Annotated in this window: 19 protein-coding genes and 1 pseudogene; 3 read left to right on the forward strand and 17 right to left on the reverse strand. The window is 65.4% G+C overall.

Going from position 1 to position 18394, the window contains the following annotated elements; all coding sequences use genetic code 11:
- Window positions 1-58: 58 nt before the first annotated feature.
- Window positions 59-1207 (forward strand): hypothetical protein, encoded by a 1149-nt coding sequence (locus ASE50_RS13285; protein ID WP_056401254.1) that lies wholly within the window; start codon window positions 59-61, stop codon window positions 1205-1207.
- A gap of 46 nt (window positions 1208-1253) precedes the next feature.
- On the opposite strand, the gene ASE50_RS13290 is transcribed toward ASE50_RS13285, so the two are convergent.
- The 11 genes from ASE50_RS13290 to ASE50_RS13340 all read right to left on the reverse strand — a co-directional run bounded on the left by ASE50_RS13290 (window position 1254) and on the right by ASE50_RS13340 (window position 10591).
- Entirely contained in the window at window positions 1254-1475 is a 222-nt protein-coding gene (locus ASE50_RS13290) for a hypothetical protein (protein ID WP_056401257.1), read from the reverse strand.
- A 24-nt stretch (window positions 1476-1499) separates the two neighbouring features.
- The gene (locus ASE50_RS13295) at window positions 1500-1814 is read right to left on the reverse strand and encodes a hypothetical protein (RefSeq protein WP_056401260.1); all 315 of its coding nucleotides are present in this window, start codon (window positions 1812-1814) and stop codon (window positions 1500-1502) included.
- Between the two features lie 194 nt (window positions 1815-2008).
- Window positions 2009-2764 carry a transporter gene (locus ASE50_RS13300; RefSeq protein WP_056401263.1) on the reverse strand — a complete coding sequence of 252 codons (756 nt, stop codon included), beginning with the start codon at window positions 2762-2764 and terminating at the stop codon, window positions 2009-2011.
- Window positions 2764-3534: an exodeoxyribonuclease III gene (gene xth, locus ASE50_RS13305; protein WP_056401265.1), complete on the reverse strand. Its 771-nt coding sequence runs from the start codon at window positions 3532-3534 to the stop codon at window positions 2764-2766. The genes ASE50_RS13300 and xth overlap by 1 nt, the downstream gene beginning before the upstream one ends.
- A 1-nt stretch (window position 3535) precedes the next feature.
- Window positions 3536-3871, reverse strand: a complete 336-nt coding sequence (locus ASE50_RS13310; protein ID WP_056401268.1) for a HesB/IscA family protein — start codon at window positions 3869-3871, stop codon at window positions 3536-3538.
- A 39-nt stretch (window positions 3872-3910) separates the two neighbouring features.
- Window positions 3911-5080 carry a M23 family metallopeptidase gene (locus tag ASE50_RS13315; RefSeq protein ID WP_056401270.1) on the reverse strand — a complete coding sequence of 390 codons (1170 nt, stop codon included), beginning with the start codon at window positions 5078-5080 and terminating at the stop codon, window positions 3911-3913.
- A 259-nt stretch (window positions 5081-5339) separates the two neighbouring features.
- The gene (locus tag ASE50_RS13320) at window positions 5340-5801 is read right to left on the reverse strand and encodes a peroxiredoxin (protein ID WP_056401273.1); all 462 of its coding nucleotides are present in this window, start codon (window positions 5799-5801) and stop codon (window positions 5340-5342) included.
- Window positions 5782-8454 carry a bifunctional [glutamine synthetase] adenylyltransferase/[glutamine synthetase]-adenylyl-L-tyrosine phosphorylase gene (locus tag ASE50_RS13325; protein WP_056401276.1) on the reverse strand — a complete coding sequence of 891 codons (2673 nt, stop codon included), beginning with the start codon at window positions 8452-8454 and terminating at the stop codon, window positions 5782-5784. The genes ASE50_RS13320 and ASE50_RS13325 overlap by 20 nt, the downstream gene beginning before the upstream one ends.
- A 400-nt stretch (window positions 8455-8854) precedes the next feature.
- On the reverse strand, window positions 8855-9490 hold the full coding sequence (locus tag ASE50_RS13330; RefSeq protein ID WP_056401277.1) for a sigma-70 family RNA polymerase sigma factor: 636 nt from the start codon (window positions 9488-9490) through the stop codon (window positions 8855-8857).
- Window positions 9491-9607: 117 nt separating this feature from the next.
- Complete coding sequence (locus ASE50_RS19275; RefSeq protein ID WP_055999989.1) at window positions 9608-9745, reverse strand: hypothetical protein; 138 nt, start codon at window positions 9743-9745, stop codon at window positions 9608-9610.
- A gap of 39 nt (window positions 9746-9784) precedes the next feature.
- Window positions 9785-10591 (reverse strand): response regulator, encoded by an 807-nt coding sequence (locus ASE50_RS13340; protein WP_056401471.1) that lies wholly within the window; start codon window positions 10589-10591, stop codon window positions 9785-9787.
- A gap of 237 nt (window positions 10592-10828) precedes the next feature.
- On the opposite strand from ASE50_RS13340, the gene ASE50_RS19050 reads away from it, so the two are divergent.
- Together ASE50_RS19050 and ASE50_RS13345 are read left to right on the forward strand one after the other, a co-directional pair.
- A complete protein-coding gene (locus ASE50_RS19050; protein WP_162235990.1) occupies window positions 10829-11002 on the forward strand; it encodes a NepR family anti-sigma factor in 174 nt (57 codons plus the stop codon).
- A 91-nt stretch (window positions 11003-11093) separates the two neighbouring features.
- A complete protein-coding gene (locus tag ASE50_RS13345) occupies window positions 11094-12593 on the forward strand; it encodes a sensor histidine kinase (protein WP_082439019.1) in 1500 nt (499 codons plus the stop codon).
- Window positions 12594-12620: 27 nt separating this feature from the next.
- On the opposite strand, the gene queE is transcribed toward ASE50_RS13345, so the two are convergent.
- The 6 genes and pseudogenes from queE to ASE50_RS13375 all read right to left on the reverse strand — a co-directional run bounded on the left by queE (window position 12621) and on the right by ASE50_RS13375 (window position 18320).
- Window positions 12621-13256: a 7-carboxy-7-deazaguanine synthase gene (gene queE / locus ASE50_RS13350; protein WP_056401283.1), complete on the reverse strand. Its 636-nt coding sequence runs from the start codon at window positions 13254-13256 to the stop codon at window positions 12621-12623.
- Window positions 13253-13957, reverse strand: a pseudogene (queC, locus tag ASE50_RS13355) (7-cyano-7-deazaguanine synthase QueC); the annotation flags it as partial. The gene queE and the pseudogene queC, both read right to left, overlap by 4 nt.
- Before the next feature lie 147 nt (window positions 13958-14104).
- Window positions 14105-14524: a hypothetical protein gene (locus ASE50_RS13360; RefSeq protein WP_056506184.1), complete on the reverse strand. Its 420-nt coding sequence runs from the start codon at window positions 14522-14524 to the stop codon at window positions 14105-14107.
- A 22-nt stretch (window positions 14525-14546) separates the two neighbouring features.
- Window positions 14547-15461 carry an Hsp33 family molecular chaperone HslO gene (locus tag ASE50_RS13365; RefSeq protein WP_082439011.1) on the reverse strand — a complete coding sequence of 305 codons (915 nt, stop codon included), beginning with the start codon at window positions 15459-15461 and terminating at the stop codon, window positions 14547-14549.
- Between the two features lie 601 nt (window positions 15462-16062).
- A complete protein-coding gene (gene argF, locus ASE50_RS13370) occupies window positions 16063-16980 on the reverse strand; it encodes an ornithine carbamoyltransferase (protein WP_056401290.1) in 918 nt (305 codons plus the stop codon).
- Window positions 16981-17129: 149 nt separating this feature from the next.
- Complete coding sequence (locus ASE50_RS13375; RefSeq protein WP_056401293.1) at window positions 17130-18320, reverse strand: aspartate aminotransferase family protein; 1191 nt, start codon at window positions 18318-18320, stop codon at window positions 17130-17132.
- Between the last annotated feature and the right edge of the window lie 74 nt (window positions 18321-18394).

Here is an 18394-nt window from a genome sequence, read left to right on the forward strand (position 1 = left end):
CATTTGAAGTTTGACACGGGGCGGCGCATTGCCGCCCCGCTGCGTTTTGGGGGAAACCATGTCGATCACCATCCGTCCGGTCGTTACCGCTGCCGATCGCAAGGCGTTCATTGCCTTGCCCTATCGACTTTATGCCAACGACCCGCATTGGGTGCCGCCGCTGAAGAGCGAGGTCGCGGCGACGATCGATCCCAAAAAGAACGGCTGGTTCAGCCATGCCGAGGGACAGTTATTCGTCGCCGAGCGCGACGGCAGGGTCGTCGGGCGGGTGTCGGCGCATATCGACACGCTGGCGCTGACCATGCCGACGGACAAGGGCTTCGGCCCCGGTGTCGGCTTTTGGGGGATGTTCGAGGCCGAGGACGAGGCGATGGCCAAGGTTCTGATCGCGCAGGCCGAGCAGTGGCTGCGGGAAAAGGGCATGACCCGGGCGATCGGTCCGTGCGCGCTGTCGATCTGGGAAGAGCCGGGCTTGCTGATCAAGGGGCATGACCACAGCCCGACCGTGCTGATGGGCCATCACCTGCCGCAATATCAGGGCTGGATCGAGCATGCCGGGTATGCGCCGGTGAAGCAGCTGGTAACGTACGAGCTGGACATCACCGGAGATTTTCCGCCGATCGTCCAGCGCATCGTCGCTGCCGGGGAAAAGAACGACCGGATCCGCATCCGGCGCGTCAATAAGGCGAAGTTCGCCGACGAGGCGACGATCATCCTGCGGATACTGAACGATGCGTGGTCGGACAATTGGGGCTTCGTCCCGCTGACCCAGCCGGAGGTCGACGATGTCGGCAAGAAGCTGAAGCCGTTGGTGTTCGAGGATTTGATCCGGATCGCCGAGCTGGACGGCGAACCGGTCGCGTTCATGATTACCCTGCCCGACATGAACGAACCGCTCAAACCCATGGGCGGATCGCTGCTGCCGTTCAACTGGCTGAAACTGCTGCTGTGGCTGCGCGCGCCCAAGGCGCGGACGATGCGCGTGCCGTTGATGGGGGTGGTCAAGCGGTTGCAGGCGTCGCGTATGGCGAGCCAGCTGGCCTTCATGATGATCGAATATATCCGCCGCGATGCGGTGGCCAAGTTCGGCGCGACCCGTGGCGAGATCGGCTGGGTGCTCGACGACAATCAGGGCATGAACGCGATCGCCACGACCATCGATAGCAAGATCAACCGCGTCTATCAGATGTACGAACGCACCCTTTGACGATGACAGCCGCCGGGCGACCCACCCCGGCGGCAATCGTCATCGATCATCCGCGTGTCAGTACCAGGACGGGGTCGAAGCCGCGGGCGCGCCATTCGTCACGCGTCCGGCAGATCTTGCCCTTTTGCAGCGACCCCTCGCGGCGGTCGATAATGCAGTAACGCTTGGCGCGTGGCGCGGCGGCGACCGGCGTGGTGGCTTGCGTTGCCGGTTCGACGACCGGTGCGGTGGCGGCGAACAGTGCGGTGAGCAGCGTTGCGATCATCATGGTCTTCCCTCCCGTTCGGTACGATCAGCGGCCGGCCAGCGCGGCGTCGAGGTCGACACCCATCGCGGTCCAGTCCTTGCGGGTCTTGCAGATGCGCGGCGCGATACGCGAACCGACGCGTTCGGTGCGGAAGCAATAACGCGCATTCGGTGCGGCCTTGTACCCGACCGCAGCAGGACCGGCGGCCAGCGTGACCGTCAGCGGCAGGACCGATACGGCGGCGCTGGTAACGACCGGGCTCGGCACGGCGGTGGGCGCAGCTTCCGGTTGGGCGGCATAGGCCGAGGTGCTGGCGGCGAGGCCGAGGACGATCGAAGTGGCGAAGCGAATGGCGGTCATGATGCTGTCTCCCTGTGCGATCCGGTGTGTTGCCGGACATGCCAGTTACTTTGCAGCGACCGTGCCAGTTTTGATAAGCGTTGTTTTACAGATACTTATCTAACGACTACAATTGTAGATGTGGTATTCGCCACCAAAACGCAGGAATTTTTACCATCGGTTGGGATGGTATCCCCCGGATCGATCGGCACAGTTCAGAACCGGCGCGATATCCCGCTATAGATGCGCAGTCCGGGCGTATCGTCGTCCAGTCCGGCAACCCCGCCAGTGTCGATCGCGAAGTTGGGCGACACCTGCCACGCAATCGCCAGCGCGAAGCGATGCTCCGTCGTTTCGTCATCGTGTGACCATTGACCCTCGGCAGTCAGCTGGCAGCGATCGGACAGCGTGATGCCAAGACCAATCGTCGCCGTCGCCGCGATCATATGACCCGGTGCCTCCTCCCGCGGCGTCCACGCCAGTTCGGGTGAGAATTGCAGGTTGAGCGTCTTGCTGAGGTCATAGGAAATCGGGGCCACCATGGCCGCGCCCCAGCCACTCTGCCCGATCGGCGCGCGACCGACCGGCACGGTGATCGAAGGTTGCAAGCCATAGGACAGGCCCTTGCCATCCGGATTGCGCAACGCGATCCGCGCACCGATTTCTACATCACCACTTCGCGTCGTTCGGCTGCCGCTGGTTCGGTCGCGCTCGATGCCGATCGACGTCCAGTTCAGCTGCGCCTCGACCCGGTCGGTCAGCCCGAGCCGCAACAGGGTATCGCCGAACAACACGGTGTCGGTGTCGTCGCTACGCTCCCAATCCGACAGCGCGGTTTCGACCGCGACCCGACCGGGATCGAGCACGCAGGCCGATTGGCCGAGGCTGGGCCTGGTCGGGCAATAATCGCGCGCCGACGCACTGCCGATCGCAAGATACGCCGCCACGACCAGCGCGCCCGCACGGATCATCAACGCAGCCGCACCCAGGTCGGCGCATGGTCGCTGGCCTTTTCGCGGCCACGATACGCCTTGTCGACGCCGGCATCGACCATGCGGTCGGCAGCGATCGGGCTGAGCAATAGATGATCGATGCGAAAGCCCGCGTCGCGCTGCCACGATCCGGCCTGATAGTCCCAGAAGGTCCACACGCCCCCCTTGGGAAACCGCGTGCGCAGCGAGTCGGTCCACCCCTGCGCCAGCAACGCCCGGTAACCCGCCCGCGACTCCGGCTGCATCAGCGCGTCGCTCTGCATCGCCCGGACCGAGAAGGTATCGTCGTCATTGGCAATGACGTTATAGTCGCCCGCCAGCACCACGCCGCGCTCCTCGGCCAGCAATGCCGCCGCCCGATCGCGCAGACGATCGATCCAGCGCAGCTTATAGTCGAATTTCGGACCCGGTTGGGGATTGCCGTTGGGCAGATAGATCGAGGCGACGATCAGACCATCGACCTCGGCTTCGAGATATCGGCTATGGTCGTCCTCCGGCTCGCCGGACAGGCCGCGCTGTCGCTCGACCGGATCGGTGCCGCGCGCGAGAATGGCGACGCCATTGAACCCTTTTTGCCCGTGCCACAGCGCGCCATAGCCGGCGGCGCGGATATCGGCTTCGGGAAAGGTCTCGTCGCTCGACTTCAGTTCCTGAAGACAGACGATATCGGGCTGTTCCTCGTCCAGATATTCGAGCAACCGGGGCAGGCGCGCCTTGATACCGTTGACGTTGTAGCTGACGATCCGCACGTCAGACCGCGAAGCTGGTGCCGCAACCGCAGCCCGATGCTGCTTGCGGATTGGTCACCCGGAACGCCGCGCCACCCAGCGATTCGACGAAATCGACCTCGCTGCCGCGCACCAGATCGAGGCTGACCGAATCGACCACCAGCGTCACGCCATCGGTTTGCGCGACGCTGTCATCGGCGTCGACCGTATCGGCCAGTCCGAAGCGATACTGAAAGCCCGAACAGCCGCCCCCTTCGACCGAGAGACGGAGGATGGCGGGCTTGGCCTGCTTGGCCGCGATCGCCGCGATACGATGGGCGGCAGAGGCGGACAGGGAAATATCGGTGCTGGTCGTCATCGCGTTGAGATAAGCCCACCGCGATCAATCGGCAACGGGTCAGTCGGCGACCGGGCCACCCATCGCCACGCGCTGACGCTGCGCACGGTCCGCCGCCATCGCCAGTTCGCCCGCCTGCAGATAGGGGGCCGGATTGACCGCCGAACCGTCGATACGGACTTCGTAATGCAGGTGGCTGCCGGTCGAACGGCCGGTCGACCCCATCAGGCCGATCAACTGGCCGCGCCGGACGCGCTGGCTGTCATGGACGATGATCTTCGACAAATGGCCATAGCGGGTGGCGATGCCCTTGCCATGGTTCACTTCGATCAGATTGCCATAGCCGCCGGCGCGTTCGGCGCGGGCGATGATGCCGTCGGCGGTGGCATAGACGGGGGTGCCGATCGGGCCGGGGATATCGACCCCGGCATGCATCGCGGCGGTGCCACGGAACGGGTCGGAACGGACGCCGAAATTGCTGGTGAAGGACAGCCGCTCGACCGGCTGATAGGACGGGATCGAGATCGCCGCCTGTTCCAGCGTATCCAGCTTCTTCCAGCTGAGGAACAAGGCGCGAAACTGGGCATCGGCCTGTGCATCGGCGGTGGCGGAGGCGGCGGTCGCTGCGGCGGCGGTGGCGGCATCGACCGGCTCATACGGGCCGCCCATCGCCGGCAGTACCCGGCGCGGGTTCAAGCCCAGCTTGCGAAGGGTCCGGGTCGCATCGGAATAGCGCGCGTCGGCGATCGCCTTGGCGTGCGTCGCCATCGTCGCTTGCTGGCGGGCGACGCGTTCGAACGGGCGGGTGACGAAGTTCACGCCGGTGGCGGGTGCCTGATCGAGCGCGGCCATCGCCAGCGTGTCGGCATCCTCGTCACCGGTCAGAACCGCGGCCAGTGCCGCCTGCCGCTTGTCGAGCCGGGCGGCGTGGGCGCGGGCATCGGCATGAAGGCGGGCGACGTCGGCGCGCATCGCGTCGACCTGCTGCTGCATCGACACGACCTTTTCGTCCGACGTCGCCACCGCGCCGGTCGCCGCCTGGCTCATGCCGAAGGCCGAGAAGGCGATCGTGACAGCGGCAAGGCCGGCGGCCGCGATCTGGTTACGACCGGTGATCGTGTGGCGACGAAGCTGGCCACCGTCATGGACCAGAAATTGCCGCGTACGGAAGATGGAACGGAACCCTGCGAACGGAGCGTCGTTATTTTTCAATACCGAAGTAATCGACATTATGTCCCGCTATCCGAACAATGTGCGCATGTCGGAAAAGCCGACACGAACGATGAACTCCCATGTCCCGACGGTTTTGCCCCACCGCACGTCGACGGAATGAGGAGGTGCCGGATAGCGGTGCCCTTGCGCAAGCGTCCGGCCCGAACCGCGCGGTAAAGCGTCGTACTGGCGCGGCCAGCCGTTTAACCATGTGATCGAACCAGCCGCGTTCATGCCGAACGGTGCGTCCGGTGCCGATGCAATCGATTCGTCGGGCTTACGATTGAACGGCGGAAAGGACGTCCGCGGCGTGGCCGGCGACCTTTACCTTGCGCCATTCGCGGATCAGCCGGCCGTTCGCGTCGAACAGGAATGTCGCCCGCTCGATGCCCATGTAGGTTCGGCCGTACATCTGCTTTTCACCCCATACCCCGAACGCTTCGCACACGCTGCCATCCTCGTCGCTTGCGAGGGTTACGGTCAGGCCATGTTTTTCGGCGAACCGTGCGAGCTTGGCCGGCGTATCGCGCGAAATGGCAACGACATCTGCCCCGGCCTGTTCGAAATCGTCGGCAAGTGCCGAGAAATCCTGCGCTTCGCGCGTACAGCCGGTCGTGTCCGCTTTCGGGTAGAAATACACGACCAGCGGACGCCTTAGCCGTTCCCGCAACGACAGCGGCGTCCCATCCGCCAGCGTCAATTTGCCGTCGGGCAGCGTATCACCGATCGCCAGTGCCATTCACAATCTCCTGCCAGGTTTCATGGACCACCTGCCGTGCGGCATCGAGTCTGACAAGCAGTGCGGGCCAGTCGCTGCAGCCCAGTGCGGCCGCCAAAATCGGCTGCGTCGTTTCCGGCGGGACCTGCGCATCCGGCGCGACCAGCCGCATGGTGACGATCAGGCGGGTGAGGAAATCATGGGCGTCGCGCAGCCCGGCCGGCAACCGCCCGATCGCGACCAGTGCATCGATCGCTTCGCCGAGACGCGGCGACAGCCCCTTCCCGCTCAGCAGCTGGGTGACATGCACCGCGAACTCCAGATCGACCAGACCGCCGGGCGACAGCTTGGCATCGAGCGGGCCGGCGGGCGGTTTGTGCCGGGCCATGTCGGCGCGCATCGCCACCGCTGCCGCCGCGACGTCACGATCGGGCCGGTCGCCCGCCAGCACGCGGGCGATGATCGCTGCCGCCGCCGCACGTCCCTCGGACGATCCCATAATCGGTCGCGCGCGGGCGAGCGCCATATGCTCCCACGTCCACGCATCCTCCCGCTGATAGCGTTCGAAGCCGGCGAGCGACACGACGAGGGGGCCTTGCGCGCCCGATGGCCGCAACCGCGTATCGACGTCGTACAGCGGTCCCGAGGCGGTCTGTACCGACAGGGCACCGGTCAGACGCTGCGCCAGCCGGTTGTAATAGAGCACCGCCCCCAATGGCTTCGGACCATCCGATTCCGCCGAGAAATCGCCGGTGAAACAATAGACCAGATCGAGGTCGGAGGCATGGGTCAGCGCCCCGCCGCCCAGCCGCCCCAGCGCCAGCACGATCAATTCGCTGTCGGGCACCCGGCCGTGTCGCTGCGCGAATTCGTCGACCGTCGCCGTCGCCAGCACCTGTACCGCCGCCTCCGCCACCCGCGCATATCCGTCTGCCACCGCGAGCGGATCGCCGGTCCCGGCCACCACCTGCACCCCCAGCATGAACCGCTTTTCATTGACGACATCGCGAACGTGATCGAGCAGCCGTTCATATCCCTCCGCCCGCCGCACCGTCATTTCGGCGGCCAGTTCGGCAACCGATCCGACCGGTTCGAGTGCGCGGGCATCGATCAGCCCGTCGAGCAGTGTCGCCCGCCGCGCCAGTGCCTCGGCCAATGTCGGTGCATGGCACAGGATCGTACTGAGCAACCGCGCGAGGGCGGGCTGCGCTTCGAGCAGGCGGAACAGGTTGATCGCACTCGGCAGGCGCGCCAGCATCGCGTCTAGCCGAAGCAACGCCGCGTGGGGATCCGCTGCGGTCGCCAGCCCGGCGATCAGGCCCGGCAAGCCGTCCTCCAGCGCCGCGCGTGCCGCCGGACTGCGCAACGCCGGATAGGCCCCGCTGCGCCAGTCGGCGATCCGCCGCGCCACCTGCTCGCCCGATGCGAAGCCGAGCGTTTCGAGCCGGTCGGCAAGGGACTGGGAGTCGACCGGCAAGCCGGGAGTGGATGCGCCGTCGAGCTGGTCGTAGACAGCACCGACTGCTGCGACGTGCGGTGCCATCAGGTCGAGCAACGCCTGCCCGTCAGCGACCCCATGCAGCCGTGCGACCCGGTCGAGGGCGTCGATCTGATCGGGCAGGCTGTGGGTCTGTCGATCGTCGACCATCTGCAACCGGTGTTCGATCGTGCGGAACAGCGTATAGCCATCGGCCATCACCCGCGCCTCGTCCGCGGAAATCCGCCCGCCCGCCGCCAGCGCGGCCAAGGCGTCGAGCGTCGCCGGTGCCCGCAGTGCCGGATCGCGCCCGCCATGCACCAGTTGATGCACCTGCGCGAAAAATTCCGCCTCCCGGATACCGCCGCGCCCGCGCTTCAGGTCATAACCGGGTCCGAACGCCTGCCCCTGCGCATAATGATCGCGGATCCGGCGCGTGATGTCGCGGATCTCGCCGATCGCGCCGTAATCGAGCGCGCGCCGCCAGACGAACGGCCGGATCGCGTCGAGGAAGCGATTGCCGAGCGCGGTATCGCCCGCCATCGCCCGCGCGCGGATGAACGCCGCCCGCTCCCATGGCAGCGCCGCCGATTCGTAATAGGAGACCGCCGCATCGACCGGCAGCGCGATCGGCGTCGCTTCGGGCGAGGGGCGCAGCCGTAGATCGACGCGCAGGACATAACCGTCGCCGTCGCGCGCTTGGAGCAGCTCGACGACGCGCTTGCCGATCCGCACCGCCGCTTCGACCGGATCGTCGCGCTCGCGCCGCGGCAATATCGCTGGGTCGTAGAGCAGGATCGGGTCGATATCGGACGAATAGTTCAGCTCATGGCTGCCCTGTTTGCCCAGCCCGATCGCGGCGAACCCGACCGGCTCGGCTCCCGGGGTCCGTTCCCCGATCGCCGCCACGATCGCCCGGTGCAACGCGCTATCGGCAAAGTCGCTTAACGTCCGCGTCACGCGTCGCAAATCATACGCACCCGACAGGTCGCCGAGCGCGACCAGCAGCGCGGTCCGCCGCCGTTCGATGCGCAAGCGTTGTGCCAGCGGGAGATCGGGATCGGCAGCGACCGCCGCCAGCGCATCGACGTCGAACCCCAGCAACCGGTCGACAAACGCTGCCTCGCGATCGATCAGGACCGACAGGAACGGGGAGCCGTGACGGACGCGATCGATCAGTTCGGGTGGCAGGTGCATCGCTGGATCGGGCTCCAAGAACGGAAAACATACCCATCCTATCGCCTCACCTATTGAAACGAAACGCGAATGCACACGTTGGAAACTTCATGGCAACACAACCGACCCTTGGCGCTGTACCGTCCGATCGCGGAACGGTCGTGCGCAGTCCGTTGCCGACCGATGGTGTCGGGCGCGCGTTGCGGCAGGTGTTCGACCGCGATAGCCGACTGCCGAGACCATTGGTCGAGTGCCTCCGGCGTCTGGATGAAACGGATCGCTGAACGATGTTACTGGCCGGCACGGCGAAGCTTCGAGCTCGGTCAATGCCGACTAATCGTATCGGGTCGAGACCGCGCGACGGGTACCGGCCTTCGAAGCGGCCATAGCGCCGTCATTGGATTACCCGGCAATCAGCGGGTCAACGATCACGGCTCAAATCATCGACCTCGCCCATGATCGTATCCAGCACCGTCTGACCACCATTGTCCGGCTGTTCGGCGCGCGATGGCAGCTTGCCTTCGGTCATCAAGGCTTCGAGTGCGACGCGACCGCGCGCCACCCGACTCTTGATCGTACCCACCGCCACATTGCAGATTTCGGCAGCCTCTTCGTAGGCAAAGCCGCCAGCACCGACCAGAATCAGCGCTTCGCGCTGCGGCTGCGGCAGGTGCAGCAATGCCCGCTGCATATCCGCCAGTTCGACGTGGCGATCCTGACTGGCCGGTGCGGCAAGAATGCGATCCGCGACCAAATCGTCCCACTCGCCCTTGAACCGCGCCCGGCGCATCTGCGACAGATACAGGTTGCGCAGAATGATGAAGGTCCATGCCCGCATGTTGGTGCCGGCCTGGAACCGTTGCCGTGCCGCCCACGCCTTCAGCAGCGTTTCCTGGACCAGATCATCCGCCAGATCGCGGCTGCCCGAGAGCGAACGGCCGAACGCGCGCAGATGCGGGATCACCTGTGCCAGCTGCTTCTTGAACTCGGGATCGGAAAGCGCGACGTGCTCCTGCACCTCGCCTGCCGCGTCCTCGGTGATGTCGGATTCAGTCATTCTTATCCGTTCGATACGCAGTCGACCCGATGTCGGGCGAAGCCGAACATAGGAAGCGCGTGAGACGATTGCCAGCGGAACCGGGACGAACCGTTTCGCCCCGGACCGAGTATGGCGTCAGGCCAGCAGGATATACGCCATGACCGCGATCACCGCGACCAGCGATACGCCCAAAACGTAGCGGGTGACGCCGGGCGTCGAACCGGCCCGCGCGTCGGTTGCGCTGACATGGATGCGTTCTTGATCGTCTGCCATGGCCTATCAATCCCCGAAAAACGTTTTGGGTCCGTACCGTTATTCCGCCGCTTCCGGGACGGTCGCTTCATCGAAGAACAGTGCTTGGCTGATCGCCGCCTTCACCGTCGACCGCTGGAACGGCTTGGTGATCAGGAAGGTCGGTTCGGGACGCTCGCCGGTAAGCAGACGCTCCGGGAATGCGGTGATGAAAATTACGGGGACGTTGAATTCGGACAGGATATCCTTGACCGCATCGATGCCCGAGCTGTCGTCGGCCAGCTGGATATCGGCGAGGACGAGGCCCGGCCGGTCCTGCATCGCGAGTGCGACCGCCTCGTCACGGGTAACCGCGACACCGGTGACTTCATGGCCCAGATCGCGAACGATCTGTTCGAGGTCCATCGCGATCAACGGCTCGTCCTCGATGATCATCACCCGCGATCGCGTCTGCTGTTCGATCTCGCGTAGTGCCTCGGCGACCAGCTCCTCGACTTCTTCCGGCGTAGCTTCGATCAGATAGGCGGCGTCTTCGGTCGTGAAACCTTCCATCGCCGTCAGCAGCAATGCCTGCCGCGACAGCGGGGCGATCCGCGAAAGCCGTGCTTGCGCGATCGCCTCGATCTCGGTCCCCGAGGCGCTGGCCGCACCGAACGCCTCGGGCTGCGACGACGCCCAGATCGCCTGGAACGTGCGATACAGGCCCAGGCGCGGATCGACGTCACGCGGAAATTCTTCCGGTGCCGCGACGATCGCCTCCAGCGTCGCGCGGACATACTGGTCGCCCTCGCTCTGGCTCCCTGTGAGTGCTCGGCCATAGCGCCGGAGGAAGGGAAGATGCGGCGCAAGCTGCTGTCCGAGCGACATGGTCAGATAGGTCTCCTTCGTCACGATCCGGCGGGGAAGCCGGTTCATGCACTGCGTTCTGAAACGATACGGCGCGGGAAAGACGCCTCCCCCGAGTTCGCGTCGTGGCATGGAACCAACGAGCACGTCTTTTGTTTCCTGTCCGCCCGACATGCTGAATCAAGTCCGTCTTGATGCCGGTCGGCAGTTGGTATTCGTGCCGGCACATGTCCGGGCGTCGGGGGAAGGCACAGCTTCGTGAAGGATGGCGAAAATTCGGCTCGGCGGTCGACCGCAAAGTCTGCGGCGACGACGCAACCGGACAAGAAAGATACGTCCAGCCTGGGGAACGCGTTGCGTGCCGTGTATCAGGATGCGGCCGGTGAATCGGTTCCCGACGAGATGCTCGATCTGTTGAACAAGCTAAAATAGCCCCGGCAGTGTGAACACCCCCGTACCAGTCAAGCGGAAGTCGCCCAGCGCGGCTGCCGCGCTTCGTCGGTTCCCGACGGGCGCGAAGCTGATGCTCATCCTCAGCGCGGCGCTCCTTCCGCTCGCGCTGATCGCCCTGTTCGCCACCTTGCAGACGTCGCGGATCGCCGATGTAGATTTGCGCGCAAGGCTTCGGGTCGCGGCAACCGAAGCGTCGCGTGGTATCGCCATCGAGCTCGGCGGCGACATGACCGCGCTGCGCGTGGCGATGACCGCACTGTCCTCCGATCCCGCGAACTCGCCCAGCTGCGCACGGGTCGAGGGCGTATTTGCGGAGCAGGCGTCGGCCGGTGCCCGCTTCGGCATCTATTCGGCGGACGGCCGGCTGGTCTGCGGGATGGCCATTCCGGTCCGCATGGTCGGAGCCCCGGACGCAGGCGGCGTGCGCGCGCAGGTCGTGCCCGATACGGGCGTCGTCCTAGACATTCGCGGCACCAACGAATCCCGCGCGGTCGCGTTCTTTCCGGCCGCGCTGCTGCGCGACAAGTCGCAACCCAGCGGCTTCGCCTTGCCGTTCGAAAGCGGCATCGTCCATGGCGGCGAGGCTGGTCTCAGCCTGTCGACGCTACCACCCGAGACCGGGATCGAGCGGCTGGAGCAGGTCAGCATCCCGCTCAGCATCGACGACCTCGCCTTTACGATGGCGGTACGTCGCGCGCCGATCACGTCGTCGATCATCGTCGCGATGCTGCTGCCGCTGGTGATGTGGTTCGCCGCGACCGGTATCGGCTGGTTCGTGGTCGACCGGCTGCTGATCCGGCCGTTGCGGCAACTGCGCGACGATATCGAGCGGTATCGACCGGGCCATCCGATGGCCGACGTCAATCTGGGCGCGATCCCGGCGCAGGAAATCGCCGATCTGGGCGAGACGTTCCAGGAACTGACGCACACGGTCGAGCGCCACGAGCAATCGATGGCCGACGGTCTGGTACGCCAGACCAAATTGACGCGCGAGGTACATCACCGCGTCAAGAACAACCTCCAAGTCATTGCCAGCCTTATCAACTTTCATGCCCGTAGCGCGCATGGCGCCGCGGCGTCCGATGCGTATGCCACCATCCAGCGGCGGGTCGATGCGCTCGCCGTCGTCCACCGGCATCATTATGCCGAGATGGAGGAAAATCGCGGGCTGGAACTGAAATCGGTCATCGGCGAGCTGGCATCGAACATCCGCGCAACCTCATCGACCGATACGGCCAAGATCGGCATCACGCTGAACGTCGAACAGGTGCTGGTGACGCAGGACGTCGCGGTCGCCGTCTCGTTCCTGTTGACCGAGCTGATCGAACTGGCGGTGTCGGTGAACCAGCAGGCGCAGATCGGCATCTCGCTGCGTCCGGTCGCCGGCAGCGACACCGCGGTGCTGCGGGCGAGTTCGCCGTCGCTGGTCGAGAGCGAGGAGCTCGATGCGCTGGTCGCGACGCGCTATGGCCGGATCATCCTTGGCCTGTCGCGACAGTTGCGCGCGCCGCTGCACCACGATCCGCTGATTGGCGCGTACGAGATCACGATCGCGGCGAAGACGGCGTAAAACGGTCGCGCCGGATCGATGATCGGTTCAGCGCAATCCCAAGAGCTTGTGGGTTTGCAGCGACAGCCGCCAGCGCGGGCGGGCCATGGCAAAGGCGACCGCTTCGTCGCGGTTGAACGCTTCCTGTCCGATCGCGTCCATCGGCTGGACAAGATGATGGACGAAATCCCACTGTTCGATCGCATCGACATCGATGCCGATTTGCGGCCAGACGAGCTTCAGTTCGTCGCCGTTGCGCTGCACGACGTCGCTGCCCGCCTTCGGACTGATGCAGACCCAGTCGATGCCGGGATGGGCGGCGATCGTGCCGTTGCTCTCGATCGCGATCTCGAAACCCTCGGCGTGCAGCGCGTCGACCAGCGCATCGTCGATCTGCAACATCGGCTCGCCGCCGGTCAGCACCACGAAACGCCGCGCCGGCTCCGGCCCCCAATGACCGGCGACCGTTGTCGCCAACGCCACCGCATCGGGAAACTTGCCCCCGCCGACGCCGTCGGTGCCGACGAAATCGGTATCGCAAAACCGGCAGATCGCGTTCTCCCGATCGACCTCCCGACCGGTCCACAAATTACACCCGGCAAAGCGGACGAACACCGCGCGCCGCCCGGCATGCACCCCCTCCCCCTGCAGGGTAAGGAACATCTCCTTGACCGAATAGGTCATCGGCCGGTGTCGGGCGTTTCGGCGTAGCGGGTGGGATCGGGCAGACCGGCCTCGACAAAGCCACGCGCGCGCAGGCGGCAACTGTCGCAGCGTCCACAATGCAGATCGCCGACCGGGTCGTAGCAGGTCCAACTCATCGCGGCATCGAGGCCAAGTCGATCCGCCTCGCGCGCGATATCGGCCTTGGTCATGTGTTGCAGCGGCGCATGGATGCGGAAGCGGGCACCGTCGCTGCCGGCGCGGGTCGCCAGTTCGGCCAGCGCCTCGAACCCGGCGATGAAATCCGGGCGGCAATCGGGATAGCCCGAATAGTCGAGCGCATTGACCCCGATCCACAGATCGCGCGCGCCCGCCGCCTCGGCCCATCCGAGCGCGAGGCTGAGAAAGATGGTGTTGCGCGCCGGGACGTAGGTGACCGGAATGTCGTTGCCCACGCCGTCCTTGGGCACGTCGATCGACAGGTCGGTCAGCGCCGAACCGCCGAACGCCGACAGGTCGAGCGGCAGGATGACATGGCGTTCGACCCCCAGCGACTCGGCGATGCGCCTGGCCGCGGCCAATTCGATCTGATGGCGCTGGTTGTAATCGATCGACAGGGCCAGCAGCCGGTGACCCGCCTCGCGTGCCAGCGCCGCCGACACCATCGAGTCGAGCCCGCCCGACACCAGCACCACGCTGAGGGGAGAATTCGTCATGCTGCGCTCGCTAAGACTTTCGGGAGGTCAGGGCAACCGCCGGAAAAAGAGCGGGCCGCGATGACGCGGCCCGGAGGGTTCCATGCTTTAGGGGAAACATGCGTGCCCAACCGGACACGCATTTCGTATAACGCGCCTGGCCTAAACATAGGGTTAACGCGCACGACGCGCGCAACTGCCGACCCACCGCGCTTCATAGGCATCCGCGAACGGCATGCCGTCGGCGATCCCCTCGCTCTCGATCCGCAGCGAGCGCGGCGTATCGACATGGACCGTCGTGCGGATGTGGCCGATGCCGGGACAGGTATAATGAACGGTCGATACGCGAGCCGTATTCTCGATCACGAACCGGCTGCATTGCGCGCTGCGCAGCCGCAGTCGCAGAAAGGCCGCCGGATCGGCAAAGCAACTCGTCCGTGCTGCCTCGGGCGATCCGGCCTCGCGCAGCGACCAGTCGCCCGGCGTGACCGCACGCATCGCCGTCAACGTCGGTGCGGCGGCAGGCTGCGCCATCGCTGCCCCCGATGCCAGCACCAGCGCCGCCGCGACCCGGTATATCGACCTACTTGCCATCACGTCCCCCTTACCGCTCGCGTCAGGATGCGATGTCGGCCACTGCCAGCGGAAATTTCGTCGCGCAGAAGGCGCAGTCGACGGTGATGATCCCGTTCTCGTCCGCCATCGCCGCGCGCTCTTCCTCGGGGAAGCGCGAGATCACGCCGGCGATATAGTCACGGTCGCATCGGCACCCGCGCGACAGGTCGGTGGTGGCGAGGATGCGGACTTCGCGTTCCTCGTTGAACAGCCGCCAGACCAGCGTTTCCAGCGGCACCATCGGATCGGCGAGTTCGTCGGGTCCCATGGTCAAACCCAGCGCCTCGACATGATGCCATTCGGGATGGTCGAGGCGAACGTGCAGCCGTTCACGACCTTCCTCCCCCTCGGGCAGATGTTGCAGGAAGATGCCGCCGGCGATGCGCTGCCCGTTATCGTCGACGCCGATTCCGAGCCGAACCAGCGACGGGATCTGTTCGGATTGCAGGAAGTAGCTTTCCGCCGCCGCCGCGATCGAATCGCCATCGAGCGGAACGATCCCCTGATAGCGCTCGCCCGACGTCACCTGGTCGAACGTGATCGCCAAATAGCCCTGGCCGAACATCGCGAACAGCGACGGGTCCTCGCCCAATTCGGCCAGACGATCGGCGTCGAAATCGACATAGCCGCGCAGTTCGCCATGCTTGTAGTCGCACACCATCAGGCGGATGATCCCGCCCTGCGTCTGCGCCTGAAGCGTCAACTGCCCCTCGGCCTCCTTCAACGTCGTGCCGAGCAACGCCGTCAGCGCCAGCGTTTCGGCCAGCAACTTCTCGATCGGCGCGGGATACGCGTGCGCCGCGAGGATCGACTGCGCCACCGGCCCCAGCCGCACGACGCGACAGCGCGCGTGATGATCGGGCAGCGTGAACCCGATCGCACGATCGAGGTCAGGCAGACGGACGGTATCGGACAAAATCAGGCTCCCCGTAGCCCGACATTCGGGCAAACTGTGATCGATCACTCACATGGGAGCCCACCAGCGATTCCGCAAGCGCTTTGCGCTATGTTGCGACTGCGAAATAATCGGGTTCGGACGGTTCGATTTGGGGATCTGGAATTGAGGCTCGTACCATCGACATCGTCATCCGGGCTCGACCCGGAATCCCGCTGTTCTTCGATGACGGTGCGTAAAAAGCGGGACCCTGGGTCAAGTCGAGACCTCTGCAAACGTCGCGCGCCAACCAAACCGAGCCGTACCCCCGCGCAGGCGGGGGTCCAGAGCAAAGCAGAACAACGGCTTGCGCCTTAAACTCTGGACCCCCGCCTGCGCGGGGGTACAGCAGGGGGCCAAGATCGGTGCTTTCGCAAAGGTCTCGGTTAGCCCGGGGTGACGATGATGAACGGCAGTCGGTTCCATCATCATCGTGGCTCGATAGCCGATCGAACCGTCCTGTCATTACTCGACGTACCGGACCGGATTTCCAACGGCGGAGGCGGATAGTATCATGCGCCTCCGCCCGACACCGAACGACGTACCGATTGCCGATCTACAAGAACCAGCGCGGTCGGTCGGCTCAGCCGACCAGACCGAAACACCAGCGCAGGATGGCCTTCTGCGCATGCAGACGGTTCTCGGCCTCGGGCCAGATCAGCGACTGCGGCCCGTCGATGACGTCGGGCGTGACTTCTTCACCGCGATGCGCGGGAAGGCAGTGGAGGAACACCGCATCGGCCCTGGCCTGCGCCATCAGTGCCGCATCGACCTGATACGGGGCCATTGCCGCCAGCTTCTGCTCGGCATGCGCCTGTCCCATCGAAATCCAGGTGTCGGTGACGACGACATCGGCGTCCCGCACGGCCGCAACCGGGTCGCGGGTGACGGTCGCCCGACCGCCTGCCGACGCCACGACGTCTGCCGAGGGATCATAGCCTTCGGGACAGGCGGCGACGACGTCGAACCCCATCAGCGCGCCCGCCTCGACGATCGAATGCAGCACGTTGTTGCCGTCGCCCAACCACGCCCATTTGGTGCCCGGCAATGCCTTGCCCGCTTCGATCACCGTCAGCAGATCGGCGACGATCTGGCACGGATGCGAATGGTCGGTCAGGCCGTTGATAACCGGGACCGAGGCATAGCGGACCATCTCGTTCAGCTTGGCGGGATCGTCGGTCCGGACCATGATCGCGTCGCAATATCCCGACAGGACGCGCGCGGTGTCGGCGACGGTCTCACCGCGGCCCAATTGGGTGGTGCCGGCGTCGAGCACCAGCGCCGACCCGCCCAGCTGGCGCATCGCCATGTCGAACGACACGCGCGTCCGGGTCGACGACTTTTCGAACACGCAGGCGAGCGTATGCCCGGCGAGCGACGCATCGGCATCGGCCCGCCCCTTCGGCCAGCCCTTGCGCGCGGCCTTCGCATCGAGCGCGTCGTTGAGAATGGCGGCGATGCCGTCGGCACCGGCCGAGGCTAGATCGAGGAAATGGCGCATTTTTTCAGTCCTCCCCATCGCAGATGGGGAGGGGGACCATGCGCAGCATGGTGGAGGGGCCTCCACCGGCGTGTCGCATGGGGCGTTCCCCCCTCCACCAGCCTGCGGCTGGTCCCCCTCCCCATCTGCGATGGGGAGGAATGGTTCAATCAATCGTCGGCGACGGGCACGTAGACCCGGGCGGCGGCGGACAGCTTTTCGACGGCTTCCGCGATGTGGCGCTCTTCGATCACCAGCGGCGGCAGGACGCGGACGACATTGTCGCCGGCCGCGACCGTCAGCAACTGGTGCTGGTCGCGCAGATGCGCGACGAAGCGGCGGCTGTCGGACTTCAGCTTGATGCCGAGCATCAGCCCCTTGCCGCGAATCTCCTGAAACAGGTGGTCGTGGTTCGGGATCATCTGTTCGAGGCTGGCGCGCAGCCGGTCGCCCATCGCCTTCACATGGTCGAAGAAGCCGGGTTCGAGCATCACGTCGAGCACCGCCTGCCCCGCCGCCATCGCCAGCGGATTGCCGCCATAGGTCGAACCATGCGTGCCGAACACCATGCCCTTGGCCGCTTCCGCGGTCGCAAGGCATGCACCGAACGGAAAGCCGCCGCCGATCCCCTTGGCCGACGAAACTATGTCGGGCGTCACGCCATAGTGTTCGTGGGCGAACAACGTGCCGGTCCGGCCATAGCCGCACTGCACCTCGTCCAGCACCAGCAACAGGCCGTGCTCGTCGCAGGCCTTGCGCAGGCCGGTCAGGAACTCGGGCGTCGCGGTACGCAGGCCGCCCTCGCCCTGGATCGGCTCGACGAGGAACCCTGCCGTATTGTCGTCGATCAGCGCGAGTGCACCTTCGAGATCATTGAACTCGGCATAGCGGAAGCCCGGCAAAAGCGGTTCGAACCCGTCGCGCATCTTGGCCTGATTGGTCGCCGAGATGGTGCCGAGCGTCCGGCCGTGAAACGCCTGATTGAAGGTAATCAGCGTGTGCCGCTGCGGATTGCCGTTGGCGAAGTGGAAACGGCGCGCGGTCTTGATCGCGCATTCGACCGCTTCGGCACCCGAATTGGTGAAGAACACCGTGTCGGCAAAGCTGTTGTCGACGATCCGCTGCGCCAGTGCCTCGCCCTGCGGGCTGCCGTACAGGTTGCTGACGTGGATCAGGGTCGCGGCCTGTTCCTGGATCGCCTTGGTCAGGTGCGGATGGCCATGGCCGAGCGCGTTGACGGCGATGCCGGCGGCGAAATCGAGATACTCGGTGCCGTCCTCGCCATACAGGTAGCAGCCCTCGCCTCGGACCGGACGCACGCCGCACCGTGGATAGACGGGCATCAGTGCGGGGGTCGTCATCGAACTGCTCCTTTGAGAAATATCGGCGCTGAAAACGCAAAAGGGCGGTCAACCGGACCGCCCGGAGCGGCGCT

It is taken from the genome of Sphingomonas sp. Leaf5 (genome assembly GCF_001421155.1).
Taxonomy (GTDB): Bacteria; Pseudomonadota; Alphaproteobacteria; order Sphingomonadales; family Sphingomonadaceae; genus Sphingomonas.